Raw genomic sequence first — 24,735 nt, 5'->3', positions numbered from 1 at the left:
GATCACCCCGGCCACGATCAGGCCGACGCAGGCCAGGCGGGCCGGCGATGCGCTGTCGTTGAACAGGTAGATGCCCAGCACCGCCACGCCCATGGCGCCGATACCGGTCCAGATCGCGTAGGCCGTGCCAACCGGGATGCTCTTCATCGCCTGGCTCATCAGGTACAGGCTGATCAGGGCGGACACCACCGTGGCAGCGGTGGGCAGGGGTTTGCTGAAGCCTTCGGAGTACTTCATTCCAAGGGCGAAACCAATCTCGAACAGGCCGGCCAGCAGCAGGTAGATCCAGGGCATGGGTGGGGGCTCCTTACCTTTTTTGAAAAAACGAAACGGCCCGGTGTTTTCACACCGGGCCGTGGGTCGGTACATCACCGTGGAGCCATGACGCTTGCGCGGTACAGGGGTTCCACAGGGCGGGTCGTCCCGCCTGGGTGGCGATGCCTGCGGGCATCGCGCGTGGGGCTTACTCGGACAGGTTGCGGCCGTGGAACAGCTCTTCGATCTCGCGCTTGAGCAGCGCTTCGATCTTCATGCGTTCCTTGAACGACAGGTTCTTGGCCTTTTCCTCGAACAGGTACTGGTCCAGGTCGAAGTCCTTCAGGTGCATCTTGGTGTGGAAGATGTTTTCCTGGTAGACGTTGACGTCGAACATCTCGTAGCGCGACTTGATGTTCTTGGCCAGGAAGTTCTGGATCGAGTTGATCTTGTGGTCGATGTAGTGCTTCTTGCCCTTCACATCGCGGGTGAAGCCACGGACGCGGTAGTCCATGATCACGATGTCCGACTCAAGGCTTTCGATCAGGTAGTTCAGGGCCTTCAGCGGGGAAATGACGCCACAGGTGGCCACGTCGATGTCCGCGCGGAACGTCGCGATACCTTCCTGCGGATGGGTTTCCGGGTAGGTATGGACGGTGATGTGGCTCTTGTCCATGTGCGCGACCACAGCGTCGGAGATCAGCTCCTTGCCGGCCTGCTTCTTGTCGATCACCGGCTCTTCAGAGATCAGGATGGTCACCGAGGCACCCTGCGGGTCGTAGTCCTGGCGGGCCACGTTCAGGATGTTGGCGCCGATGATCTCGGCGACATCGGTCAAGATTTGAGTCAGCCTGTCGGCGTTGTACTCTTCATCGATGTATTCAATGTAACGCTGACGCTCCTCTTCGGTGCGCGCGTAACACACGTCATAGATGTTGAAGCTCAGCGCCTTGGTGAGGTTGTTGAAACCCTGCAGCCTCAGGCGAGGCAACGGCTTGACCACGGCGGTCGATTCCTGTGTAAGAAGGGAAAGGGGGAATTATGGGGCAAACTGCCCCCGGGGGGAACGTGAAGACGCAAGAGTTCTGGCACACTGTTTGCCCTTAACAATTGCGCTGGTTAAGCTCCGCTATCGACCCCGTGAATCCGTTCATGCGCAGAGGGAGCGCCCCTATCGTGTCAACCGTGCGCCTAGCTAGCAGTCCACTGGCCCTGGATATCGCCACCATCGATCGTTTCCTGGCGCACAGCCACAGGCGGCGATATCCCACCCGTACCGACGTCTTCCGACCCGGTGACCCGGCGGGAACCCTGTATTACGTCATCAGCGGCTCGGTTTCGATCATGGCCGAGGAAGATGACGATCGCGAGCTTGTGCTGGGCTACTTCGGTGCCGGCGAGTTCGTGGGCGAGATGGGCCTGTTCGTCGAATCGGACCGCCGCGAGGTGATCCTGCGGACCCGTACCGCCTGCGAACTGGCCGAGATCAGCTACGAACGCCTGCACCAGCTGTTCCTCGGCCCGCTGTCGGCCGACGCCCCGCGCCTGCTGTATGCGCTGGGCCAGCAGATCTCCAAGCGCCTGCTCGACACCAGCCGCAAGGCCAGCCGCCTGGCGTTCCTGGACGTTACCGACCGGATCGTGCGCACCCTGCACGACCTGGCGCAGGAGCCGGAGGCGATGAGCCATCCGCAGGGCAGCCAGTTGCGCGTCTCGCGCCAGGAACTGGCCCGCCTGGTCGGCTGCTCGCGCGAAATGGCCGGCCGCGTGCTGAAGAAGCTGCAGACCGACGGCCTGCTGCACGCACGCGGCAAGACCGTGGTGCTGTACGGCACCCGTTGACCGTTGAGCACCCGGTGGGTGCGGACCTTGGTCCGCACTCCTTCGCGCGTTAGGCTCGGTGCATGGAACTGAGCAGCGCATTCTGGTGGTTCATCCTCATCGGCCTCGGCGCCCAGCTGGTCGACGGCGCGCTGGGCATGGCGTTCGGCCTGGTGTCGTCGTCGGTGATGCTGGCCATGGGCATCCCGCCCGCGCAGGCCAGCGCCGCCATCCACACCGCCGAGGTGTTCACCACTGGCGCCTCCGGTGTGTCGCATCTGGTCGCCGGCAATGTCGATAAGCGCTTGTTCCTGCGCCTCGCCCTGCCCGGCGCGGTAGGCGGCGCAGTCGGTGCCTACGGGCTGACCCAGCTGCCCGGCGAGGTGATCCGCCCGCTCATCTATCTCTACCTGCTGGTGCTGGCCATCATCATCCTGGCCCGCGCCGCCGGCCGCCTGATGCCCAAGGGCGAGGTCAAGCGGGTACCCGTGCTGGGCTTCGTGGCCGGCTTCCTGGATGCCAGCGGCGGTGGCGGCTGGGGGCCGGTGGCCACCTCCACCCTGCTCGCCCGCGGCGGCCAGGCGCGCACCACCATCGGCACCGTAAACGCCGCCGAGTTCGTGGTCACCCTGACGGTTTCAGCAACGTTCCTGCTGTCGATGGGGCTGCATCACCTGCAGATCGTGGCCGGCCTGCTGATCGGCGGCATGATGGCCGCGCCGGTGGCGGCGCTGCTGGTCAAGCGCCTGAAGGAGCGCTGGGTGCTGGTGGCCGTCGGCGTGCTGGTGCTGGGCATCAGCCTGTTCCAGATCGGCCACGCGCTGAGCGGGTACCTGGCGCGCTGAGCGCTCGCCGGGCATGGCCCTGCGATACACGCACGGCGTTCGGTAGTGCCGGCCGGCAGCACGCGGCGGAAGAAGTCCACCTTGCCCGGCTTCGGGTTCACCACCACCGGCGCCCTGGCGGCCAGCAACAGCGGCAGGTCGGCAGTACTGTCGGAATAGGCAATGTCGATGTCGCCGTAGCCGCGCTCGCGCAGCATGCGCATCTTCTCTTCGTTGTGGCAGTGCCGGGTCGGGCCGACCCCGCCCAGTCGCGGGCCGACCTCGGTGCCGATCACCGGCACGTCCTGGTGGGCGACAAAGGCCAGGATCGCGCGCGCCAGCTCGGGTGGCGCACCCGTGGCAACCACCACGCGGTCGCCCTTGGCGCGGTGCGCGGCAAATACCTCCAGCGCCTGCGGCAACAGCTTGGCGCGCATCTGCGCCTCATTGCGCAGCACGTAGGCGTCAATCACCTTGTTGAAGTCGCGCGCCCGGTGCAGGCCGAAACTGCCGATCCACACATAGACCGAAATGCCGGCACGACGGGTCGGCAGCATCGCCACCATCGGCCCGGCGATCGGCGTGACCAGCAGCGCGGCCAGCATGCGCAGCGGATTGCGCTTGATCAGCGAGGCGAACAGGTGGGTGCCCGAATCGCCGTCGTAGAGGGTGTGGTCGAAGTCGAAGACCACCAGCGGCGCATCCCCGCGCGGCGTTGGATAGTGCGTTGTCATGCCGCGAAGAATAGCTGACGCAGGCCCTCGCCCGGCTCTTCCACGCGCATGAAGGCCTCGCCGACCAGGAACGCGTGGATGCCGGCGTCGCGCATCAGCGCCACGTCCTGCGGGCCGAGGATGCCGCTCTCGGTCACCAGCAGGCGGTCGCGCGGCACGGCGTTCTGCATGTCCAGCGTGGTCTGCAGCGAGACCTCGAAGGTGCGCAGGTTGCGGTTGTTGATGCCGATCATCGGCGCCGGCACCTGCAGCGCGCGCTCCAGTTCGTCGATGTCGTGCACTTCCACCAGCACGTCCATGCCCAGCGACAGCGCCAGTTCGGACAGGGTGGCCAGCTGGGTGTCGTCCAGCGCCGCAACGATCAGCAGGATGCAGTCGGCGCCCAGCACGCGTGCCTCGTACACCTGGTAGGCGTCGATCACGAAGTCCTTGCGTAGCACCGGCAGCGTGCAGGCCTCGCGGGCCTGCTGCAGGTAGGCGTCGGCGCCCTGGAAGAAATCGACGTCGGTCAGCACCGACAGGCAGCTGGCACCGCCGAACTCGTAACTGACGGCGATGTCGGCCGGGCGGAAGTCCGGGCGGATCACGCCCTTGGACGGGCTGGCCTTCTTCACCTCGGCGATCACCGCGGGGTCGCCATTGGCCACCGCGGCCTGCAGCGCGCGCACGAAGCCACGTACCGGCGGGGCGCTGGCCAGGGCGGCCTGCAGCTCCTCGAGGGGGCGCTGGGCGCGGCGCTGGGCCACTTCTTCGGCCTTGCGGGCCAGGATCGTCTGCAGGATGTCGCTCATCGTCGTCGGTTCAATGCGGGGGCGGTGAGGACGGCCATTATCGGCCATCGAGGGGATCAGGCTGAACCGCGCGCTCAGGCAACCAGCGCGCGGGTGATGTCAACGTACTGCTGCAGGCGCTGGCGGGCGCTGCCGTTGGCGATGGCGGCACGGGCGCGGGCCAGGCCGTCGCCGATGTCGCTGGCCACGCCGGCCACGTACAGGGCGGCACCGGCGTTCAGGGCGACGATGTCCAGCGCCGGGCCCGGGGTGTTGTCCAGTACCGCGCGCAGCATCGCGATGGACTGCTCCGGGCTGTCCACACGCAGGTTGCGGCTGGCCGACATGGCGATGCCGAAGTCCTCCGGGTGGATCTCGTACTCGCGCACCTTGCCGTCGCGCAGCTCGCCGACCAGGGTGCCGGCACCCAGCGAGATCTCGTCCATGTTGTCGCGGCCCCAGACCACCATGGCGCGCTCGGTGCCCAGTTCGCGCAGCACGCGCGCCTGGATACCCACCAGATCGGGGTGGAACACGCCCATCAGCACCGACGGTGCGCTGGCCGGGTTGGTCAGCGGGCCGAGGATGTTGAAGATGGTGCGCACGCCCATCTCGCGGCGTACCGGCGCGACCACCTTCATCGACGGATGATGGATCGGCGCGAACATGAAGCCGATGCCGGTCTGCTCGATCGCGGCGGCCACCTGCGCCGGCTGCAGCTCGATGGCCGCGCCCAGCGCTTCCACCGCATCGGCGCTGCCGGATTTGGACGACACGCTGCGGTTGCCGTGCTTGGCCACGCGCGCACCGGCGGCGGCGGCGACGAACATCGCGCAGGTGGAGATGTTGAAGGTGTGCGAACCGTCGCCACCGGTGCCGACGATGTCGACCAGGTGGGTGGGATCGGCCACCGGCACCGCCAGCGCGAACTCGCGCATCACGGTGGCCGCTGCAGCGATCTCGTCGATGGTTTCCTTCTTCACCCGCAGGCCGGTGAGGATGGCGGCGGTCATCATCGGCGAGACATCGCCGCGCATGATCTGCCGCATCAGGTCGACCATTTCGTCGAAGAAGATTTCGCGGTGTTCGATGGTGCGCTGCAGGGCTTCCTGGGGGGAGAAGCTCATGGGAATGCTCCTTGGATCAGGCCGCCGGCCGCTGCAGGAAATTGCGCAGCAGGGCGTGACCGTGTTCGGTGAGGATGGATTCGGGGTGGAACTGCACGCCTTCCACCGGGAACTGGCGGTGGCGCAGGCCCATGATCTCTTCGATCGAGCCGTCGTCGTTCTCTGTCCAGGCGGTCACTTCCAGGCAGTCCGGCAGGCGGTTCTTGTCCACCACCAGCGAGTGGTAGCGGGTGGCCTGGTAGCGGTCCGGCAGGCCGGCGAACACGCCCTTGCCCTCGTGGCGGATCGGCGAGGTCTTGCCGTGCATGATGTTGCCGGCGCGGATGACCGTACCGCCGTAGACCTGGCCGATGCCCTGGTGGCCCAGGCACACGCCGAGGATCGGCGTGGTCGGGCCCAGGCGCTCGATCAGTTCCAGCGACACGCCCGCTTCGTTGGGCGTGCACGGGCCGGGCGAGATGACGATGCGCTCGGGTTTCTGCGCGGCAATCTCATCCACGCTCATCGCATCGTTGCGCACCACCTTCACTTCGGCGCCCAGCGTCTGCAGGTATTGCACGAGGTTGTAGGTGAAGCTGTCGTAGTTGTCGATCATCCACAACATGGTCAGGTTCCGTCGCTTATCAGGAAAATGGCGTACACGTTTTCGGTGTAGGTGATGGGGCCGGCTTCGATCGACTCGCGTATGTTCGAACCGGTGGCCTCGATGCTGTTCTGCGGCGCGGGCGGCACGGGCGGCGCGAACGTGTCGTCGACGCGAGGCCAGTTCCCCGCCTGCACGCCATAGGCAAAGTTCGGCGCCACATCGGAGATGCTGTACAGGCCGCGCAGCTTCGTGCCGTAAGCCTTGGCCAGGCCCTGCGCGGACTCGCGCGTCTGCGCCGCCGCCTCGCCCTTGAGTTCGCGTCGCAGCGCCACTTCGCCCGAATAGGTTGGGGCCACGCTGCTGACCTGCACGTTCTCGTTGGCCTTCAGCGCACCCAGCACGTCCTGCATCGCCTTCACGCTGGCGAAGCTGGCACGCAGCTGGCGCCCTACGCGGGTACCGATGAAGACCTGCCGGCTCTGCTCATAGCGCGTTGCAGGACCAATGCGCAGGTTGTCCGCACGCACGCTGCCTTCCTCCGCCTTGTACTGCTTGAACAGCGCCAGCACGCGGGCAACGTTGTCCTGCACGCGGCGCCGCGCGGCATCGGCATCCATGTCGGTCTCTTCGATGTTCAGCTGCAGGCCGAACCGGTCCGGCATCACCACGCGGCGCGCCTCACCCTTCACCAGCAGGTGCGGCTGCGAGGGAATGGTGTTGGCCTGCGCCCACGCAGACGGGGCCATCAGGGCCAGGGTGGACGACAACAACCATGCGCTAAGCAGCTTCATGCGGTGTTCCTTGTCGGCAGGTGAGGACGGCGGGAGGCTCGTTGCTGCGGGCAATACGCACAGCCGGGCGAGGCGCCCACTCAAGGTGGCCGCAACGTCGCATAAGTCTGTGGGGGTACGCTTTGTGCAGCAATCAACCAGCTCCTGTTGGGGGGAGCCGCCGTGCCGGGGAGCGTTCTATTGGATCTTGCCCGCCGATACGGCGGCAAGGTGCGGTCCGGGACCGCCACGACCTGCCGCTTCCTATTGGAAGCGCCACCACTTGGCTACGTTGTTCAGCAGGGTGCGGGTCATCGGACTACTCTGGGGGCGATTACCGGAGGCAGCGGCCTGGAAGCGCCGTTGCGGTGTATGGGCCCAAGCGTATCAGATCCCGAACGCCCCGGGGCGGGGAGATTTATCTGCCTGATCAGGGAGCAGAATCGGGGGCCACCTCGTGCATGACGCAATTGCCTTGGTGCGGAAAGGGCTCCGTCCTGGTTTTGCAGACTTCTACCTGGCCCTATGTGACCGCCCTTGCAGTTGCGCGCCAGTGCGATTGAGGCGGCTTTCTCGGCCGCTCATCCTCCTTCGCACTCTCCAGCAGCACAGGAGCGCCAGGATGGCGCGATTGTTCATCGTCGTGGGCGATAGGCTCAGTAGTGGCGGCAGCGTTCTCACCGGCTCACCGTTCACCGATATCGAGGGACGGCCCATGGCCCGAGTAGGTGACCGCACGATCTGTGCGGCGCATGGCCCCGGCACGATCATTACCGGCGATGCCACGCTGATCGTGGATGGGAACGCCGCTGCCCGGCATGGCGACCGGACAAGTTGTGGATGCTGGCTGATTGCGGGGCGGCAGAACCTGGTATTTGTGGATCAGGGAGAATCCCCAACCAGAACGGCGTACACACCTCCGCACGAAACACCGCCCCGACCAAGCGCCGCAAATCAACCCGCGCCAGCGACCTCCACGACAGGGTCTTCACTTGGCCGGCATCGTCCGGCGCGCGCTGCCTGCTGGGCAGATGACCACAGCATCAGGATCTCCGCGAATGCGCACGGCCGCTACTATCAAGTCTATGGGCCCGGAGGCGCGGCTCGATCCTTCAGCTTTGAGCGTCGATTCAGGATCTACGTTCCGCTACGCAGCGGCGGGGATGTTGAAGTCATCGTAAAGCTCAAGATCGCGCCGCAGCGCGACAGACGGCCGCCGAGTGTCACGGAAGCTGATGTCGCAGCGTTGAAGACGCGCATGGAAGCGGGTATTGAGCAACTCTGGAATGAGAAGTTCAGGCTGGTAGTGACAGACCCATCATGTGGCGAGAAAAGCTTCCCGATAAGGTACAAGGTAGCCTGGGTCACAAGCGGACACGACTATATGGTGAATATTGCTGCTACCTCAGTGCACGAGAACGTTGCGAGCCTGGAAGTGAACGTCTGGAAAGATACCAACGCTTGGACCCTTGCTCACGAGTACGCTCATTGTGTCGGGATTGCTGACGAGTACGCCTACGCAGATGAGGAATGGACACTTCGTTACTATGCAAGCGACGGCACACTGGATGAAGCCGTCATCCAGCTCCCTGCGATCAAACCAGAATCTGATCCAACGGCCACCATCATGTCGACTTCAGGTTCCACCACCACAGAATCAAGGCACGCTTGGCCGATCGCTCTGGAAGCACAGACTTCGCTGAGCCTCGCGATAGGGAGGGCAGTAACATGCGCCATCAGTTGATCATCCATGCCGCCATCCTCTTGAGCAGCAGCGCAAGCGCCGAGACCCAACCCATGAGTTCGAATCCCGACTTCGAGGTAAGTGCGGCATGCGCCGGAAGCTCTCGATGCATCTTTGAGCGTGACGATGTTGATTTCATCGTCACAGTAAAGAATGTCAGCAACACCACGATCAAGTTCCCACTGGAGTTCATTCGACGCGGCGGCCCGTACATCACGCTGCACGACAACAGGCGCAATTACTCGGAATCCGTGCCGTCTGGCATGCGGGACGAGAAGCTGCTGAATGATTTCACTCTGTTAGAGGCAGGACAGTCCGTTTCTGTGCCTGGATCCATCAATGCCTCACGGCTTGAGGAATGGGGCGGCTCGTCCGCAGACGTCACAGCGCAGATAAGGATATCCGCACCACTGGACGGAACCTTCACGTTCCGCCTGATTGGTGAAACGACGCTTCGCATCGTTGGCAAGGATGTAAAAGATAACTCTTGATTGGTGCCTGTGATATGCGTCGACTAGCGCTTTTCATGGCCATGGGATTGAGCAGCGTCAGCAACGCAAAGAGCCGATCCACGGACAGCAATCCTGACTTTGAAATCACTGCCAGCTGCAAGGGGCAGACTCCCTGCATCTTTGATGGCGACAGAATCGCCTTCGATATCAGCGTCAGGAACGTCAAGGACACGCCCATCAATCTGCCATTGGAATTCATTCGCTACGGTGGCCCTTACATTGTTCTTCATGACAACCGGACGCAGCGCCAACTGACGCTTCCCTCGCACATGCTCGATGGCGCCCTTCTGTCCAACTTGACCCCAGTAGCACCAGGCCAGTCGGTGTCCGTATCCGGTTCCATCGATGCATCCTATCTGGATGCGTGGGGAGGTGAAGATGCAGATGTGACTGCCATGGTGAAGCTCTCCACACCTTTGGACGGGTCAAAAGAGTTCCGTTCGATTGGAACAACAGCACTTCGAATCGTCGGAAGAAAGGCATTCACAGGCCCGGCCCTCAACAGGGCGCCCAGCAACTACAACCCCTTGGCAGCCTGGGCGACGGCGCGGAACAGCGCGCGGCCCTTGTTCATCGTCTCGTCCCATTCCTTGTCCGGGTCCGAGTCGTAGACGATGCCGGCGCCGGCCTGCACGTACAGGCGGCCGTCCTTGATCACCGCGGTGCGGATCGCAATCGCGGTATCGGCATCGCCATGCCAGCCGATGTAGCCGATGCTGCCGGCGTAGACATTGCGCTTGATCGGTTCCAGCTCGCGGATCACTTCCAGCGCACGGATCTTCGGCGCACCGCTGACCGTACCGGCCGGGAAGGTGGCACGCAGCACATCGGCATAGCTCAGGCCCGGCTGCAGCTGCCCGGTCACTTCGCTGACGATGTGCATGACGTGGCTGTAGCGTTCGATCACGAACTGCTCGCCCACTTCCACGGTACCGGCCTTGGAGACGCGGCCGGCGTCGTTGCGGCCGAGGTCGATCAGCATCAGGTGCTCGGCGCGCTCCTTCGGGTCGGCCAGCAGCTCGGCCTCCAGCGCCAGGTCCTGCTCGACGGTGGCGCCGCGCGGACGGGTACCGGCAATCGGACGCACGGTGACTTCGCCCACGCCGTCATCAGTATGTTGCAGGCGTACCAGGATTTCCGGCGAGGAACCGACCACCTGCAGGTCGCCGACATCGAGGAAGTACATGTACGGCGAAGGATTCAGTGCACGCAGCGCGCGGTACACATCCACCGGGCGCGCCTTGAACGGCACGCTCAGGCGCTGGCTGAGCACTACCTGGAAGATGTCGCCGGCGCGGATGTATTCCTTGCTGCGCTGGACCGCATCGACGAAGCCTTCGCGGGTGAATCCGGAGACGAAATCGGATTCGTCCAGCACGTCGCTGTTGAGCGGCGCCGGATAGCCCGCGCCCGGCGCGCGCAGCTTCGCGGTCAGCGCATCCAGGCGCGCCTGTGCCTGCTCGAACGCACCGTCGACACGCGGGTCGGCATGCACGATCAGGTACAGGCGGCCCTTGAGGTTGTCGAACACCGCCAGCTCGTTGGAATCGAGCAGCAGGATGTCCGGGGTACCCAGTTCATCGCGGCCGGCCGGCGGTGCCAGGCGCGGTTCGATGTAGCCGATGCACTCGAAGCCGAACCAGCCGACCAGGCCACCGGTGAAGCCCGGCAGGCCGTCCAGCTTGGGCACCGAGTGGGCGCTGCGCAGCGCCTCGACCTCGGCGAACGGGTCGGCCACTTCGCGGGTTTCCACCACCTGGCCGTCCTCGCGCACGGTCAGCGTGTGGCCGTGGAAGGCGTACACGCGGCGCGCCGGCAGGCCGATGATCGAGTAACGACCAAAGCGCTCGCCGCCTTCGACGGATTCAAACAGGTAGGTATTGGGGCCGTCGGCGAGCTTCAGATAGACCGAAAGCGGCGTGTCCAGGTCGGACAGCACTTCGCGGACAACGGGAATGTGGGTGTGGCCTTCAGCGGCCTGCTGCAGAAACTGGGCGTGCGAGTTCAAGACGACTTTCCTTCCGGGACACAGCGTTATGGGGGCGGACGACGGCAACGGGCCACCATCGCCACCAACGGCGTGCGGAAGAAAGGGTATGCGGGGTCGTCAGGCTGGACACCCACTGACTGTATCGCAGCAAAGGCGGGAGGGGAACCCTGTGAAACTGAACCGCGCGACGCCCGGGGCCGTTCACTGGGACCAGCAACGGCGACCGTTAGCGTCGACTGTCAGCCGACTGCTCTTCGTTCCGACGGCGTAAGAACCCGCGCTGCGCGCGCAAGTCGACTAACAGTCGACTCTACCCGCCGGCTCTAGCCCTGCCCGGCCAGCAACGGGCAGCCGGCCGGCAGATGCATCCGCACCCTGCCCGGCACGCACTCGATGCGGAACTGGCGGGCCTGCACCGGTTCACCGTCCAGGTTGAGCGTCAGCGGACGCTCGGATGCGAGCTGCAGCCACGGCAGCCGCGCGCGCGTGGCCAGCTGTTCCAGCGCGGCCTGGGTGCCCGACTTCAGCATCTGGCCCAGCGTGGCGGTCACCTCGCCTTCCAGCTCCGGCAGTACCGTCACATCCAGCAACCCGTCGTCGATCAGTGCCTGCGGGCACAGCTGCTGGCCGCCACCGGCCTGGCGACCGTTGCCAATGCCCAGTGCGATGAAATCGCCTTCCCAGGCGAAATCGGGGCCCGACAGGCGCGCACTGATCGGCTCGATCCGCCCGAGCTTGGCGATGCCGGTGATCACATAGGCCAGCCCACCCAGCATCTTCTTCAGGCCAGCATCGGTCTCCACGGTGACCTGCGTACCGAAGCCCCCGCTGGCGAGATTGGCGCACCACCAGGGCGTGCCATCGGCGTCCACGCGCAGCAGATCGATGGCGTGCGGCCGCGCCTGCCCGATCAGCGCGAAGGCGTCCTTCGGTTCGGTCGGGATGCCGGCCGAGGTGGCGAAATCGTTGGCCGTCCCCATCGGGATCAGCGCCAGCGAGGGCAGCGCATCGGCAGGTTCCTCACGATGCGCCAGCGTTTCCGCCACCGCGCTGAGCGTACCGTCGCCACCGGCGGCAACGATCACGTCCACGCCGTGGTCGATCGCTTCGGCCACGTAGCGTTCGGCATCCCCCTCTTCCCAGGTCACCCGCACGTCCAGCTGCACGCCCTGTCCGCGCCAATGGCCGACGGCGTCGCGCAGCGCGTCGTTGCCCGCGGATTTTCCGTTGAGGATCAGGCGCCAGCGCGGGATGGTCATGCAGTGCTTCCGGTGCGGGGGTGGCACAGGCTAGCAATGCGCTGTTTGTCCCCAGTGAATGTCACGCAGATGTCATTCAGCTACCGGAGAATGGAAGGCCATAGCAGGGACGATGGATGGAGGCAGGATCAGCCTCCCACGCATGCAGCAGGGCCACGCCAGTGATTGGCGTGGTCTTTTTTTTTTGGAGTTCACAGGGAGTGCGAACCAAGGTTCGCACCCACCCAACTGGGGTCCGCGCCCACCCAACTGGGGTTTGCCCCCACGAGCCTCAACCGTTGGCGAAATCGTGCAGCGCCTGGCCCTGCAGCCGGTACACGGTCCACTCGTCCTGTGGCTTGGCGCCGGCAGCGGTATAGAACTCGATGGCCGGGGTGTTCCAGTCCAGCACCGACCATTCGAAGCGCCCGCAGCCTTCGGCCACCGCCTGGCGCGCGATGTACTTCAGCAGCGCCTTGCCGGCGCCGACGCCGCGCTTTTCCTGGCTGACGTACAGGTCTTCCAGGTAGATGCCCTTGCGGCCCAGCCAGGTGGAGTAATTGTAGAAATACACCGCGTAGCCGATCGCTTCGCCGTCGGCTTCGCAGATCAGCGCGCGTGCCGTAGCGTCGGCACCGAACAGGCTCTCGGCGATGCCGATCTCATCGGTCTGCACCGAATGCTCGGCCTTCTCGTAGATCGCCAGTTCGCGGATGAAATGCAGGATCAGGCCGGCATCGGCCACGGTGGCCGGGCGGATGTTCAACAGTGCCATGATCGGAAAAAAGGGGACGGAGGGAATTAAGCGAGCTTAATCCCCTCCGTCCCCTTTTTGTCAGCGCGCTGCAGCGACATTCGCGCGCATCTGCGCGATCACGTCCTGGTAACTGGTCTTGGCGTTGAAGATGGCCGAACCGGCGACGAAGGTGTCGGCGCCGGCGGCGGCGATCTCGCCGATGTTGTCGGCCTTCACGCCGCCGTCGATCTCCAGGCGGATGTCCTTGCCACTGGCATCGATCATCTTGCGCACCACGCGCAGCTTGTCCAGCGCCGAGGGGATGAAGGCCTGGCCGCCGAAGCCCGGGTTGACCGACATCAGCAGCACCAGGTCCAGGTCATCCAGCACCCAGTCGAGGATGTCCACCGGCGTGGCCGGATTGAGCACGATGCCCGGCTTGCAGCCCAGCGAGCGGATCAGCTGGATGGTGCGATGCACGTGGCGGCTGGCCTCCGGATGGAAGCTGATGTAGGTGGCACCGGCCTCGGCGAAATCCGGAATGATGCGGTCCACCGGCTCGACCATCAGGTGCACGTCGATCGGCGCGGTCACGCCGTGCTTGCGCAGGGCCTGGCAGACCATCGGGCCGATGGTCAGGTTCGGCACGTAGTGGTTGTCCATCACGTCGAAGTGGACCCAGTCGGCGCCGGCGGCGAGGACGTTGTCGACTTCCTCGCCGAGGCGAGCGAAGTTGGCGGACAGGATGGACGGGGCAATGAGGCAGTTGGACATGGCCGGGCCTTGCAACGAGGGGAAAGAGGGTCAGCGCTTGCGCAGGGTCTTGATGCGGTCGTACGCGGCATTGATCCGCCGCGACTTCTGCTCGGCCTGCTGCTGCAGCTCGGGGGCGGCGCCGCCAAGCTTGTCGGGGTGGTACTGGGAGATCAGCTTGCGATAGGCGCGCTCGACCTCGGCATCGGTGGCCTCCGAGGTCAGCCCCAGCTCCCGGTACGGGTTCTCCTTGTTCAGGCGGAACCAGTCCGAATCGAAGGCGTGGCCGATCAACAGGCCGACCACCGCGCCAAACAGCGGATTGGGCCGGAACAGCAGGGCGCCGGCGATGAATCCGAGCAGTTTTCCGTACCAGCGCATGGCGCTCCGGGGTCGACCGACGAAATGGACGCTCATTTTACGTCACAGCGGGCCCGGACCGCTTTACACTAGGCCGCCCGCTGGTCAGCGGGCCCGCCGGGTCCGTTGGGCAGCAGCCGTATCGACAACGCCCCAGGAGTGCCCGTGCCAACCACGCTGTTGCAATCCGATCTCCCCGGCCTGCCCTTGCGCCATCGCGGCAAGGTGCGTGATGTGTTCGATATCCCGCGCGAGCGGCTGCCAGCCGGAACCCCGCCGGGCGAGTACCTGCTGATGGTGGCCACCGATCGCCTGTCGGCGTTCGACGTGGTGCTGCCCGACCCGATCCCGGGCAAGGGCGAGATGCTCTGCCAGGTCTCCAACTTCTGGTTCGCCAAGACCGCGCACCTGATGCCCAACCACCTGACCGGCATCGACGTGGCCAGCGTGCTGCCCGAGGGCGTGGACCCGGCCCTGTATGCCAAGCGCGCGGTGGTCACCCGCAAGCTGAAGCCGGTGCCGGTGGAAGCCATCGCCCGCGGCTACCTGATCGGCAGCGGCTGGAAGGACTACCAGCGCACCGGCAAGGTCAGCGGCATCGACCTGCCCGACGGCCTGCGCCAGGCCGAGCAGCTGCCCGAGCCGATCTTCACCCCCTCGACCAAGGCCGCCGTCGGCGACCATGACGAGAACATCGATTTCGATGCGATGGTGAAACAGGTGGGTGCGGACCTGGCCGAGCGCGTGCGTGATGCCACCCTGCGCATCTACAAGTTCGCCGCCGATTACGCCCGCGAGCGCGGCATCATCCTGGCCGACACCAAGTTCGAATTCGGCACCGATGCCGATGGCCGCCTGTACATCATGGACGAGATGCTGACCCCGGATTCCTCGCGTTACTGGCCGGCCGACGAGTACGAAGTGGGCACCAGCCCGCCGAGCTACGACAAGCAGTTCGTGCGTGATTACCTGGAGACGCTGGACTGGGGCAAGACCGCCCCGGGCCCGAGCATCCCGGCCGGGATCATCGAGCGCACCCGCGCCAAGTACGCCGAGGCGCTGCAGCGCCTGGCCGGGATCAGCGTCGACTGATCCCCCTGCGCCCCCGGCCGGCCTGGCTGGGGGCGTTCTGAATGCGGTAGTGCCGGCCGCTGGCCGGCAACCTCGCGAGCCTGCAGCCAGGCATGGCCTGGCTCTACTGCCGGTTGCCTGGGGTAGTGCTGGCCGCTGGCCGGCAACCTCGCGAACTCGGCTATGCTCTGGATTGCCGGCCAGCGGCCGGCACTACCGTTGTCCGAGGAAGCAACGCAGCATGCAGACCACCACCCAGCTTGCGCGGCCGATCGACCGCTACTTCGCCAGCTACTCCGACGACCACCGCAATGTGATCAACCAGCGCATCCACGTGGTGGCGGTGCCGGCCATCCTCTGGTCGGTAGTGGCCCTGCTGTGGTGCCTGCCGCCGCTGATCACCTGGTTCCAGTACGGCATCTGGTCGGCGTTCGCGATGTTCAGCGCCTGGTGCTTCTACAACAAGCTGTCGCGCCCGCTGGGCATCGGCATGCTCATCCAGTTCTTCGTGTTCGGCTGCCTGTGCCGCCTGCTGGAGGCCGAGATCGGCCTGCACAACCTGTTCTGGCTGGCGGTGGGCGTGTTCGTGGTGGCGTGGGTCGCGCAGTTCATCGGCCACAAGTTCGAGGGCCGCAAGCCCAGCTTCCTGACCGACCTGACCTACCTGCTGATCGGCCCGGCCTGGGTGATGGCCAAGGCCTATCGAAAGCTCGACTGGCGCTACTGAGGTGCCGGCGGCCGGCAGCGGCCGTCGTTTCCTGAACGGGCGGGTTCCGTCACCCGCACTCGACGGCGGCCCTGCCAGCCTGCGCCGGTGAACCGCTCCCCACGTCCCGCCCGTCGACGGCAGCCCCTGTGCGACAGGGCCTGCGGTCTCCCTGCGCGGGCGTAGGGTGTCCCCCGAGGGCAACCGGGGAGGTGATGCAGGAACGTGATGCTGCGCCGCAAAAAAGATGAATCAGCGGACGTTACATGCAATTGATCGCTGTTCGATGGGTTTCGGCGACATTTCGCAGCCTGTTATCCTCCCTGACCTGCTCGTGAATCATGGATTCCCTGCATGCTCCCCAGCCTGCCCCTGCTGCTGGCCCTGCCCTTCCTGATGGCAGCGGCCGTTGCGGCCTTCCCCCGTAGTTCGCGCTCGACTGCTGCCTGGCTGGCGGCGCTGGCGCCGTTGGGCGGGCTGGCCATCCTCGGCTGGCTGACCCCGTCCGTGCTCGATGGCCAGGTGGTGCGCACGATGGTGCCTTGGCTGCCGCAGATCGGCCTGGACTTCACCCTGCGCTTGGATGGGCTGGCCTGGATGTTCGCCGGGCTGGTGCTGGGCATCGGCGCGCTGGTGGTGCTGTATGCGCGCTACTACCTGAGCCAGCAGGACAGCGCGCACCGCTTCTACTGCTACCTGCTGCTGTTCATGGGCGCCATGCTGGGCATGGTGCTGTCGGGCAACCTGCTGTTGCTGATGATCTTCTGGGAAATGACCAGCATCAGCTCGTTCCTGCTGATCGGCTTCTGGTCGCACCGCCAGGACGCCCGCGAGGGCGCGCGCATGGCGCTGGTGATCACCGGCGGCGGTGGCCTGGCCCTGCTCGGTGGCGTACTGCTGATCGGCCGCATCGTCGGCAGCTTCGACCTGGACGTGGTGCTGGCTGCCGGCGAGCAGATCCGCGCCAGCGCGCTGTACCCGTACGCACTGTTCCTGGTGCTGGCCGGCATCTTCACCAAGAGTGCGCAGTTCCCGTTCCACTTCTGGCTGCCGCACGCGATGGCGGCACCGACCCCGGTCTCGGCCTACCTGCACTCGGCCACCATGGTGAAGGCCGGCGTGTTCCTGCTGGCGCGCCTGCACCCGGCGCTGGCCGGCAGCGACCTGTTCTTCTACACGGTCAGCGGCATCGGCGCACTGACCCTGCTGATCGGCGCCTGGAACGCGATCTTCCAGCACGACCTGAAAGGCCTGCTGGCGTACTCGACCATTTCCCACCTGGGCCTGATCACCCTGCTGTTCGGCCTGTCCACGCCGATGGCGGTGGTGGCCGGCGTGTTCCACATCCTCAACCACGCCACCTTCAAGGCCTCGCTGTTCATGGCCGCCGGCATCATCGACCACGAGACCGGCACCCGTGACATGCGCAAGCTGGGCGGGCTGCGCAGGCTGATGCCGTTCACCAGTGCGCTGGCGATCATCGCCTCGCTGGCGATGGCCGGCATTCCGCTGCTCAATGGCTTCCTGTCCAAGGAAATGCTGTTCGCCGAAGCGATCACCGCGGGCGGCCCAGGCATCATGCGTACGGCGGTGTCGATCGCCGCGCTGCTGGCCGGTGTGTTCGGCGTGGCCTACAGCCTGCGCTTCGTGCACGACACCTTCTTCGGCCCCGGCCCGCACGACCTGGATCGCGTGCCGCACGAGCCGCCGCGCTGGATGAAGGTGCCGGTGGAACTGCTGGTGGTGATCTGCATCGCGGTGGGCGTGGCTCCGGCACTGACCGTGGCACCGGTGCTGCACGCCGCCGCTGCCTCGATTCTCGGCCCGGCGATGCCCGAGTACAGCCTGGCGGTGTGGCACGGCTTCAACCTGCCGCTGGCGATGAGCGCGATCGGCGTGGTCGGTGGCGTGGCGCTTTACTTCGGGCTGCGCAAGCTGATCAACCTGCACGGCGTGACCAACGTCAGCACCGGTCGCAACGTGTTCCATGCACAGCTGGATGCGGTGTCCGCGCTGGCCATGCGCCTGACCAACGGCATCGCCAACGGCAGCCTGCAGCGCATGCTGCTGGGCCTGGTGCTGGTGGCGATCGTGGTTGCTGCGGCGCCGTTCGTGGCCAATCCGGCCTCGCCGAACTGGACCGCACCGCAGCCGATCCCGCTGCTGGGCTGGGCGCTGTGGCTGGTGATGATGGCCTGTGCAGTGGCCACCCTGCGCGTCTACAAGCAGCGCCTGCTGGCGGTGCTGCTGGTCGGCGGCGTCGGCCTGATGGTGGCGCTGACCTTCGTGTTCCTGTCCGCGCCCGACCTGGCCCTGACCCAGCTGCTGGTGGAGATGGTCACCCTGGTGCTGATGCTGCTGGGCATGAACTACCTGCCCGCGCAATCCGGGCCGGAGCGGCCGCGCTGGCGCAAGCGCCGCGATGCGGTGATCGCGATCCTCGCCGGTGGCGGCCTCGGCGCGCTGGCCTATTCGGCGATGACCCTGCCGCCCAACACCATGGCCGGCGAGCTGCTGGGCCGGGCGCTGCCCGAGGCGTATGGGCAGAACGTGGTCAACGTGATCCTGGTCGACTTCCGCGGCTTCGATACCTTCGGCGAGATCACCGTGTTTGGCATCGCAGCGCTGGTGGTGCATGCGCTGCTGCGGCGCACGCGGATGGCACCGGAGCAGATCATGCCCGGCCCGCCGATCAAGCTGCCGGTGCCGGCCGACCTGGCCCAGATCATGTTCCCGCTGACCCTGACCGTGTCGATCTTCCTGTTCCTGCGCGGCCACAACGCGCCGGGCGGTGGCTTCATCGCCGGCCTGGTGCTGGCGGTGCCGCTGCTGATCCAGTACGTGATCCAGGGCACCGCGTCGGTGGAATCACGCTTCGGCTTCGACTACATCCGCTGCATCGGCATGGGCCTGCTGATCGCCCTGCTCAGCGGCAGCGCCTCGATGCTGTTCGGCGTGCCGTTCCTGACCAGTGGCCACCTCGATCTGCACCTGCCGCTGATCGGCGACGTGCCGCTGGCCAGTGCGATCGGCTTCGACATCGGCGTCTACCTGGTGGTGTTCGGCGGCGCCATGCTGATGCTGTCGATGATGGGCACGATCAAACCGTCGCGCACCCGCACCGCCCGCAAGGGCGAGATCGACCTGCAACGCCGTTCGGCACGCACCGGAGAGATGCACTGATGGAACTGGCCCTGGCCACCGCGATCGGCGTGCTGACCGCCATCGGCATCTACCTGCTGCTGCGTGCGCGCAGCTTCGATGTGATCCTCGGCATGACCTTCCTGTCCTACGCGACCAACCTGCTGATCTTCGCCGGTGGCCGCGTGGTGCTGGGCAAGGCGCCGGTGCTGCAGGAGGGCGTGGACAGCCACCTCGGCAACTACACCGACCCGCTGCCGCAGGCACTGGTGCTCACTGCCATCGTCATCGCGTTTGCGATGACCGCGGTGAGCATCGTGCTGGCCATGCGCAGCCGCAGCGACAACCACAGCGACCACGTGGACGCCCACGAGCCGGATGACGACCTGCAGGACGAGGGCATGCCGCCGCGCCAGGGCGAGGACCGCGCATGAACCATCTGGTGATCCTGCCGATCCTGATTCCGCTGTTGGGTGCTGCGTTGTCGCTGTTCGTCGAACACCGCCGCTATGGCCCCAGGGTGCAGCGCGCGGTGGCCTGGACCTCGCTGTCGGCGCTGGCCCTGGCGGTGGGGCTGCTGTTCGCCACCACCGCCAGCGGTGAGATCAACGTCTACCTGCTGGGCGACTGGCCGTCGCGGCTGGGCATCGCACTGGTGGCCGACCGGCTGTCGGCGTGGATGCTGCTGACCACCCTGCTGCTGGCCATCCCCTGCCTGCTGCATGCCTGCTCGGGCTGGGACCGCCGCGCGCCGCACTTCCATGCGCTGTTCCAGTTCCAGCTGGTCGGCCTCAACGGCGCGTTCCTGACCGGCGACATCTTCAACCTGTTCGTGTTCTTCGAGGTGATGCTGATCGCCTCCTACGGCCTGCTGCTCAGCGGCGGCCGTGGCCTGCGCATGCGCATCGGCCTGCACTACGTGGTGTTCAACGTCACCGCCTCGACCCTGTTCCTGATCGCGCTGGGCCTGCTGTATGCCTCGCTGGGCTCGTTGAACATGGCCGAGCTGTCGCAGCGCATCGCCGAGGTGCCGCCGGCGCAGCTGACCCTGGTCAAGGCGACGATGGGCTTGTTGCTGCTGGTGTTCTGCGCCAAGGCCGCGCTGATGCCGCTCTACCTGTGGCTGCCGGAAGCCTATTCGCGTGCACCAGCGGCGGTGGCGGCGCTGTTCGCGATCATGACCAAGGTCGGCCTGTACGCGGTGCTGCGCATCCAGATGCTGTGGTTCGGCGACGACGCCGGTGCGATGGCCGGCTACGGCCGCGACTGGCTGCTGTGGGCCGGCGTGGCGACGCTGGTGCTCGGTGGCCTCGGTGCATTGGCCGCGACCCGCCTGCGCGTGCTGATCTCGTACCTGGTGATCGTCTCGGCGGCCACGCTGTTCATCGCCTTCGCCGTGGGTACGCCACAGGTGCTCTCCGCTGGCCTGTACTACCTGCCGCACAGCAGCTTCGTGGCCGCCGCGCTGTTCCTGATTGCCGACCTGATCCGCCGCCGCCGCGGTGGCGCCAGCGACCGCAAGGAAGTGGTCGCGCCGATGCCGGGCAAGGAAACCCCGGCGGTGCTGTTCCTGATTGGCGCGGTGTCGGTGGCCGGCCTGCCGCCACTGTCCGGCTTCCTGGCCAAGGCCGCGCTGCTGGCCGGCATGCCGGCGCAGTACACCGGCCCGGTGTGGACCGCGGTGCTGGTCAGCAGCCTGCTGGTGATCATGGGCCTGACCCGCGGCGGCATCCGCCTGTTCTGGCGCGTGCCGCCGGTCGATCCGCAAGCGCCGCCGCCACGCAAGGCACGGCTGCGCCGGGTCGAGCTGTATGCCGCCTGCATCCTGCTGGCCTACGGCATCGGCATGACCCTGGCCGCCGCACCGCTGATGCGCTACACCGACGCCACTGCCGCACAGCTGCTGCACCCCAGCGAGTACGTGCAGCAGCTGCGTGCGACCACGCCGGAGATCCGCCAGCCATGACCGCCCAGCGCTCCCTGTTCCGCCGCATCATTCCCTCGCCGATGCTCAGCATCATGGTGGTGGCGTTCTGGCTGCTGATGTCCGACAGCTTCACCGTCGGCCAGATCGTGCTGGGGCTGGTGCTGGGCGTGGTGGTGCCCCTGTTCGCCGCACGCCTGGACCGCGAGTTCGCCCGCATCGGCACGTTGCGACCGCTGCCGAAACTGCTGTGCGTGACCCTGTGGGACATCCTGATGTCCAACATCCGCGTGGCCACCCAGGTGCTGGGCCCGGAGAAGAACATCCGCCCGGGCTTCATCTGGCTGCCGCTGGACATCGCCAACATCCACGGTATCGCCGCACTGACCAGCATGATCACGCTGACCCCGGGCACGGTCTCGGCCGTGCTCAGCGACGACCGCAGGTTCCTGATGGTGCATGTGCTGCACCTGGAGGATCCGCAGGACCTGATCGACACGATCAAGCGACGTTACGAAGCCCCGTTGATGGAGATCTTCCCATGACTGGATTCCAGATCATCCAGACCACGCTGGTGGTGTGCATGCACGTGGTCGGCCTGGCCATGCTGCTGGCCACCTGGCGCCTGCTGCGCGGCCCGACCGTGCCCGACCGCATCCTGGCGCTGGACACCCTGTCGGTGACCGCCATCGCCGAGCTGATGCTGTTCGGCATGTACCTGAACTCCGCGATCTACTTCGAAGCCGCGCTGGTCATCGCCATGCTCGGCTTCGGCAGCACCGTGGTGCTGAGCAAGTTCGTGCTGCGCCGGGACATCGTCGAATGATCACCGCGATCCAGATCGGCCTGTCGATCCTGCTGCTGTTCGGCTGCTTCTTCATCCTGGTCGGGGCACTGGGCCTGGTGAAGCTGTCCACGTTCTTCAAGCGCCTGCATGCCCCCACCAAGGCCAGCACGCTGGGCGTGGGCTGCGTGCTGGTGTGTTCGGTGTGCTACCACATCTTCCTCGGCCAGGACCCGCAGCCGCGTGAGCTGCTGATCACCGTGTTCCTGTTCATCACCGCGCCGATCAGCGCGCACATGATGGCCAAGGCCGCGCTGTCGCTGCTGATGGAAAAGCGGCCCAGCCTGCCGGGCAACGAACCGGCTGCCGAAGAGCAGATGCCGCCGCCGGAACCGGTGCGGGAAGAAGAGACCACGCAGAACCGGTAGTGCCGGCCGCTGGCCGGCAACCGCAAGGTTCCGTAAGGCAACGAGGTTGCCGGCCAGCGGCCGGCACTACCTCAGGGTGCGCCCACCAGCAGCACTTCCAGCACCAGCCAGCCGACGAACGCGACCAGCAGGATCGCGCCTTCGCCGCGGTTGATCTTCAGGTCGCCACGCAGCATCGGGTACAGCACCAGGGCGAACGCCAGCAGCGCCGGCAGTTCCAGGCGCACGAACGACGCCGGCAGCGCCAGCGGCTGCAGCATGGCCATCGCGCCGATCACCAGCAGCAGGTTGACCGCGCTGGAACCCAGCACATGCCCCAGCACCATGTCGCCATGACCGCGACGCGCGGCCGCGATGGCGGCGGCGACCTCCGGCAATGCGGTGCCGATTGCCACCGGCAGCAGGCCAACCAGCAGTGGCGTCCAGCCCAGCGCGGTTCCGAAATCAGCCGCCGCACCGACCACCAGGCGTGCGCCCCAGTACAGCGTCAATGCGGCAATCAGCACGCGTAGCATGTTCAACGGCAGGCTGGTGCGGCTCAGCGCGGATTCGGCGATGGCCGCCTGCACGTCCGCGCTCTCGCGGCGGCCACGGCGCAGCAGCACGACCTGCATGACGATGAAGCCGGCGACCAGCACGCCGCCTTCCCAGCGCACCAGCCGGCCGTCGAGGCCGAACAGGATCAGCAGCGCAGCAGCCGCCAGCAGCGACCACCACAGCACCGACTGCAGGCGCGCGCGCAGCAGCAACGGTGCGGCGATCGCCGCCAGGGCCAGGGTCATGCCCAGGTTGGCGATGCTGCTGCCGACTGCATTGCCCAATGCCAACTCGGGTTGGCCGACCGCCAACGCCCGCGCGTTGACCGCCAGTTCCGGCAACGAGGTGGTCACCCCAAGCAGCAGCAGGCCGGCGGTGAACGGGCTGGCCCCGAAGCGCTGGGCCAGGCCGGACACGGCCTTGACGATGGAGTCCCCGCCCAGCGCCAGCAGCAGCAGGCCGAGCAGGAACCAGGCAATGGCAATGGCGATCATCGAGCACTCCCCCAGCGGTCGTGGCGCGATTCTACGCTGGCCCCGCGCGCGTGGCTGGGCCGTGGATCAAGGATCAGCCACAGCCTTCCACGTAATCGACCTGCGGAGTCTTGCCGACCCGCCATGCGCCGACCTTGCCGTCGGCACCCAGCGCGAAGTCGATCACCGCATCGCCTTCCTGCGCCGGGCGCACACGCAGGTGCTGGGCCTTCTCGTCGTACTTGTCAGGGCCGACATCGGCGCGCTCGGGGTACAGCACCTGCAGCTCGCCCAGGGTCATGCCGACCTTGCCGCCGCCCGGTGCGATGATCGCGGCGCTGCGCACGTCATAGCGCACCAGCTTGCGGCCTTCGATCATCAGGCGCGGATCCTCGGCGTCCTGCGGACGCAGGAAGTAGCAGCCATCGTTGCTGTCGTCGGCCGGCAGCGGCTTGCCGGCCGCATCGGTGCCGAGCCCCTGCAGCGGCGTTCCAAATCCCGTGCGGACCTCGGCGATGCTGGCGCCCAGCTTGGCGCCTGCGAAGCCGTCCAGGCGCGCTGGGCTGTCAGCCCGGAGGTCATTGGCGGGGCGGGCGGCCAGATCCGGATCCGCCGACTGTGCCGGCCCGGTTGCCGAAGCGGTTTCCGCCGGCGTGTCACTGCCGCTGCCCGCGGCGCCCTGTTTGTCGGAGCCACCGTTGCAGGCGGTAAGCGAAAGGAGCATCAGACCAGCAATCGGAAGGTGCTTCATCAGTGCGGTTCCCTGGCACGAAGGTGGCTGCACGCTAGCGCAATGCGCGTGCAGGCGCTGCATTGTCATCGCGGTTTCATCGCCTTCGTTCAGGCTCGGCCTGCACCGACTCGCCAGTCCCTTCCATGCAACCGCGCAAGACCGATCTCGCCCGAACCGCGCTGCAGGCCCACCGCGCGCCGCTGGACATGCGCCAGCGCCGGCTGCTGATCCTGTGCGACGGCCAGCGCACTGTCGCCGAACTGACCGACCTGCTCGGCCAGGAAGCGCCCGCCATGGTGATCCAGCTGGTGCAGAGCGGTTACCTGGACACCGGGCCGACCACAGCACCGCTGCCGGCGCCCGCCGCACCGGCCGCACGGCCCGCTGCGCCACCGTCCCCGACGCCCATCACGGCCAGCGCACCCGCACCAGCGCCCACGGCGCCGGTCGAACGCCGCCGCTCGCTGGTGGCCGCGCGCATCTATGTACTGGGCATCCTGGAAATGCAGCGCCACCCGCAGGCGGCGGCCCTGTTCCGCGACCTGCAGCAGGCGCGTGCGGAAGACGAAGTGCTGCAGCGGCTGCAGTCGGCGATGCAGATGCTGCCCGGACTGACCTCGGACGGCTATTGCCAGCGTGTGCGGCAGCGCCTGCTGGAGGCACTGCCGCTGGAGCATTGCGACGCCTTCGCCGAAGCCGCGTAAGCACAGGTTCCGGC

27 protein-coding genes and 1 pseudogene are annotated in these 24,735 nt (G+C 66.3%); 13 read left to right on the top strand and 15 right to left on the bottom strand.

Features of this window, described 5'->3' with window-relative positions; genetic code table 11:
- Positions 1 to 294 (bottom strand): multidrug efflux SMR transporter (locus N7590_RS04065; protein ID WP_279935176.1); only part of this gene is annotated, 294 nt, incomplete at its 3' end.
- 169 nt (positions 295 to 463) lie between these two features.
- The gene (gene speD / locus N7590_RS04060) at positions 464 to 1,258 is read right to left on the bottom strand and encodes an adenosylmethionine decarboxylase (protein WP_006473908.1); all 795 of its coding nucleotides are present in this window, start codon (positions 1,256 to 1,258) and stop codon (positions 464 to 466) included.
- 149 nt (positions 1,259 to 1,407) lie between these two features.
- On the opposite strand from speD, the gene crp reads away from it, so the two are divergent.
- Together crp and N7590_RS04050 are read left to right on the top strand one after the other, a co-directional pair.
- Positions 1,408 to 2,097 carry a cAMP-activated global transcriptional regulator CRP gene (crp, locus tag N7590_RS04055; RefSeq protein ID WP_010482649.1) on the top strand — a complete coding sequence of 230 codons (690 nt, stop codon included), beginning with the start codon at positions 1,408 to 1,410 and terminating at the stop codon, positions 2,095 to 2,097.
- Positions 2,098 to 2,159: 62 nt separating this feature from the next.
- Complete coding sequence (locus N7590_RS04050) at positions 2,160 to 2,921, top strand: sulfite exporter TauE/SafE family protein (protein WP_006473912.1); 762 nt, start codon at positions 2,160 to 2,162, stop codon at positions 2,919 to 2,921.
- A gap of 44 nt (positions 2,922 to 2,965) precedes the next feature.
- On the opposite strand, the pseudogene N7590_RS04045 reads toward N7590_RS04050, so the two are convergent.
- The 5 genes and pseudogenes from N7590_RS04045 to N7590_RS04025 all read right to left on the bottom strand — a co-directional run.
- A pseudogene (locus N7590_RS04045) lies at positions 2,966 to 3,634 on the bottom strand (haloacid dehalogenase-like hydrolase); the annotation flags it as partial.
- Complete coding sequence (gene trpC / locus N7590_RS04040) at positions 3,631 to 4,425, bottom strand: indole-3-glycerol phosphate synthase TrpC (protein ID WP_014038737.1); 795 nt, start codon at positions 4,423 to 4,425, stop codon at positions 3,631 to 3,633. The pseudogene N7590_RS04045 and the gene trpC, both read right to left, overlap by 4 nt.
- Positions 4,426 to 4,499: 74 nt before the next feature.
- Complete coding sequence (gene trpD / locus N7590_RS04035) at positions 4,500 to 5,531, bottom strand: anthranilate phosphoribosyltransferase (RefSeq protein WP_053509144.1); 1,032 nt, start codon at positions 5,529 to 5,531, stop codon at positions 4,500 to 4,502.
- 16 nt (positions 5,532 to 5,547) lie between these two features.
- A complete protein-coding gene (locus tag N7590_RS04030; RefSeq protein WP_053509142.1) occupies positions 5,548 to 6,135 on the bottom strand; it encodes an aminodeoxychorismate/anthranilate synthase component II in 588 nt (195 codons plus the stop codon).
- 2 nt (positions 6,136 to 6,137) lie between these two features.
- Positions 6,138 to 6,908, bottom strand: a complete 771-nt coding sequence (locus tag N7590_RS04025; protein WP_053509140.1) for an SIMPL domain-containing protein — start codon at positions 6,906 to 6,908, stop codon at positions 6,138 to 6,140.
- Positions 6,909 to 7,509: 601 nt separating this feature from the next.
- Between N7590_RS04025 and N7590_RS04020 the strand changes: the two genes are divergently transcribed.
- Both N7590_RS04020 and N7590_RS04015 read left to right on the top strand, forming a co-directional pair.
- Positions 7,510 to 8,631, top strand: a complete 1,122-nt coding sequence (locus N7590_RS04020; RefSeq protein WP_164241289.1) for a PAAR domain-containing protein — start codon at positions 7,510 to 7,512, stop codon at positions 8,629 to 8,631.
- Complete coding sequence (locus tag N7590_RS04015) at positions 8,616 to 9,122, top strand: hypothetical protein (protein WP_053509138.1); 507 nt, start codon at positions 8,616 to 8,618, stop codon at positions 9,120 to 9,122. Before N7590_RS04020 ends, N7590_RS04015 begins: the two co-directional genes overlap by 16 nt.
- 23 nt (positions 9,123 to 9,145) lie before the next feature.
- On the opposite strand, the gene N7590_RS04010 is transcribed toward N7590_RS04015, so the two are convergent.
- The 6 genes from N7590_RS04010 to N7590_RS03985 form a co-directional block, all read right to left on the bottom strand.
- A complete protein-coding gene (locus N7590_RS04010; protein ID WP_154582874.1) occupies positions 9,146 to 9,394 on the bottom strand; it encodes a hypothetical protein in 249 nt (82 codons plus the stop codon).
- Positions 9,395 to 9,660: 266 nt separating this feature from the next.
- Positions 9,661 to 11,151 (bottom strand): anthranilate synthase component I, encoded by a 1,491-nt coding sequence (trpE, locus tag N7590_RS04005; protein ID WP_164241290.1) that lies wholly within the window; start codon positions 11,149 to 11,151, stop codon positions 9,661 to 9,663.
- A gap of 305 nt (positions 11,152 to 11,456) precedes the next feature.
- The gene (gene yegS / locus N7590_RS04000) at positions 11,457 to 12,392 is read right to left on the bottom strand and encodes a lipid kinase YegS (protein WP_164241291.1); all 936 of its coding nucleotides are present in this window, start codon (positions 12,390 to 12,392) and stop codon (positions 11,457 to 11,459) included.
- A gap of 271 nt (positions 12,393 to 12,663) precedes the next feature.
- Positions 12,664 to 13,146, bottom strand: coding sequence for a GNAT family N-acetyltransferase (locus tag N7590_RS03995; protein WP_012481443.1), 483 nt, complete (start codon positions 13,144 to 13,146; stop codon positions 12,664 to 12,666).
- 60 nt (positions 13,147 to 13,206) lie between these two features.
- Complete coding sequence (gene rpe / locus N7590_RS03990; RefSeq protein WP_032127160.1) at positions 13,207 to 13,881, bottom strand: ribulose-phosphate 3-epimerase; 675 nt, start codon at positions 13,879 to 13,881, stop codon at positions 13,207 to 13,209.
- A 30-nt stretch (positions 13,882 to 13,911) separates the two neighbouring features.
- A complete protein-coding gene (locus N7590_RS03985; protein WP_005411327.1) occupies positions 13,912 to 14,241 on the bottom strand; it encodes a DnaJ domain-containing protein in 330 nt (109 codons plus the stop codon).
- Between the two features lie 144 nt (positions 14,242 to 14,385).
- Here N7590_RS03985 and N7590_RS03980 point away from each other — a divergent pair, with 144 nt between their 5' ends.
- The 8 genes from N7590_RS03980 (at position 14,386) to N7590_RS03945 (ending at position 22,274) form a co-directional block, all read left to right on the top strand.
- Positions 14,386 to 15,312: a phosphoribosylaminoimidazolesuccinocarboxamide synthase gene (locus N7590_RS03980; RefSeq protein WP_164241292.1), complete on the top strand. Its 927-nt coding sequence runs from the start codon at positions 14,386 to 14,388 to the stop codon at positions 15,310 to 15,312.
- 220 nt (positions 15,313 to 15,532) lie between these two features.
- Positions 15,533 to 16,018: an Mpo1-like protein gene (locus N7590_RS03975; protein ID WP_049456234.1), complete on the top strand. Its 486-nt coding sequence runs from the start codon at positions 15,533 to 15,535 to the stop codon at positions 16,016 to 16,018.
- Between the two features lie 333 nt (positions 16,019 to 16,351).
- Positions 16,352 to 19,180 carry a monovalent cation/H+ antiporter subunit A gene (locus N7590_RS03970; protein WP_164241293.1) on the top strand — a complete coding sequence of 943 codons (2,829 nt, stop codon included), beginning with the start codon at positions 16,352 to 16,354 and terminating at the stop codon, positions 19,178 to 19,180.
- Positions 19,180 to 19,572, top strand: coding sequence for a Na+/H+ antiporter subunit C (locus N7590_RS03965; RefSeq protein ID WP_053509127.1), 393 nt, complete (start codon positions 19,180 to 19,182; stop codon positions 19,570 to 19,572). The genes N7590_RS03970 and N7590_RS03965 overlap by 1 nt, the downstream gene beginning before the upstream one ends.
- Entirely contained in the window at positions 19,569 to 21,104 is a 1,536-nt protein-coding gene (locus tag N7590_RS03960) for a monovalent cation/H+ antiporter subunit D (protein WP_053509125.1), read from the top strand. Before N7590_RS03965 ends, N7590_RS03960 begins: the two co-directional genes overlap by 4 nt.
- Positions 21,101 to 21,607, top strand: coding sequence for a Na+/H+ antiporter subunit E (locus N7590_RS03955; protein WP_053509123.1), 507 nt, complete (start codon positions 21,101 to 21,103; stop codon positions 21,605 to 21,607). Before N7590_RS03960 ends, N7590_RS03955 begins: the two co-directional genes overlap by 4 nt.
- Positions 21,604 to 21,888, top strand: a complete 285-nt coding sequence (locus tag N7590_RS03950; protein ID WP_006399171.1) for a K+/H+ antiporter subunit F — start codon at positions 21,604 to 21,606, stop codon at positions 21,886 to 21,888. Before N7590_RS03955 ends, N7590_RS03950 begins: the two co-directional genes overlap by 4 nt.
- Positions 21,885 to 22,274, top strand: a complete 390-nt coding sequence (locus N7590_RS03945) for a Na+/H+ antiporter subunit G (protein ID WP_053509121.1) — start codon at positions 21,885 to 21,887, stop codon at positions 22,272 to 22,274. Before N7590_RS03950 ends, N7590_RS03945 begins: the two co-directional genes overlap by 4 nt.
- A 71-nt stretch (positions 22,275 to 22,345) precedes the next feature.
- On the opposite strand, the gene N7590_RS03940 is transcribed toward N7590_RS03945, so the two are convergent.
- A complete protein-coding gene (locus N7590_RS03940) occupies positions 22,346 to 23,305 on the bottom strand; it encodes a sodium:calcium antiporter (protein WP_053509120.1) in 960 nt (319 codons plus the stop codon).
- A 73-nt stretch (positions 23,306 to 23,378) separates the two neighbouring features.
- Positions 23,379 to 24,035 (bottom strand): hypothetical protein, encoded by a 657-nt coding sequence (locus N7590_RS03935; protein ID WP_053451005.1) that lies wholly within the window; start codon positions 24,033 to 24,035, stop codon positions 23,379 to 23,381.
- Between the two features lie 125 nt (positions 24,036 to 24,160).
- On the opposite strand from N7590_RS03935, the gene N7590_RS03930 reads away from it, so the two are divergent.
- Positions 24,161 to 24,721 (top strand): hypothetical protein, encoded by a 561-nt coding sequence (locus N7590_RS03930; RefSeq protein ID WP_053509118.1) that lies wholly within the window; start codon positions 24,161 to 24,163, stop codon positions 24,719 to 24,721.
- Positions 24,722 to 24,735: the final 14 nt, after the last annotated feature.

This window comes from Stenotrophomonas sp. GD04024, from assembly GCF_029837545.1.
In the GTDB taxonomy this organism is placed as follows: Bacteria; Pseudomonadota; Gammaproteobacteria; order Xanthomonadales; family Xanthomonadaceae; genus Stenotrophomonas; species Stenotrophomonas forensis.
The sequence above is the reverse complement of the archived record's forward strand: the minus strand, read 5'-3'. Positions and strand labels throughout refer to the sequence as shown.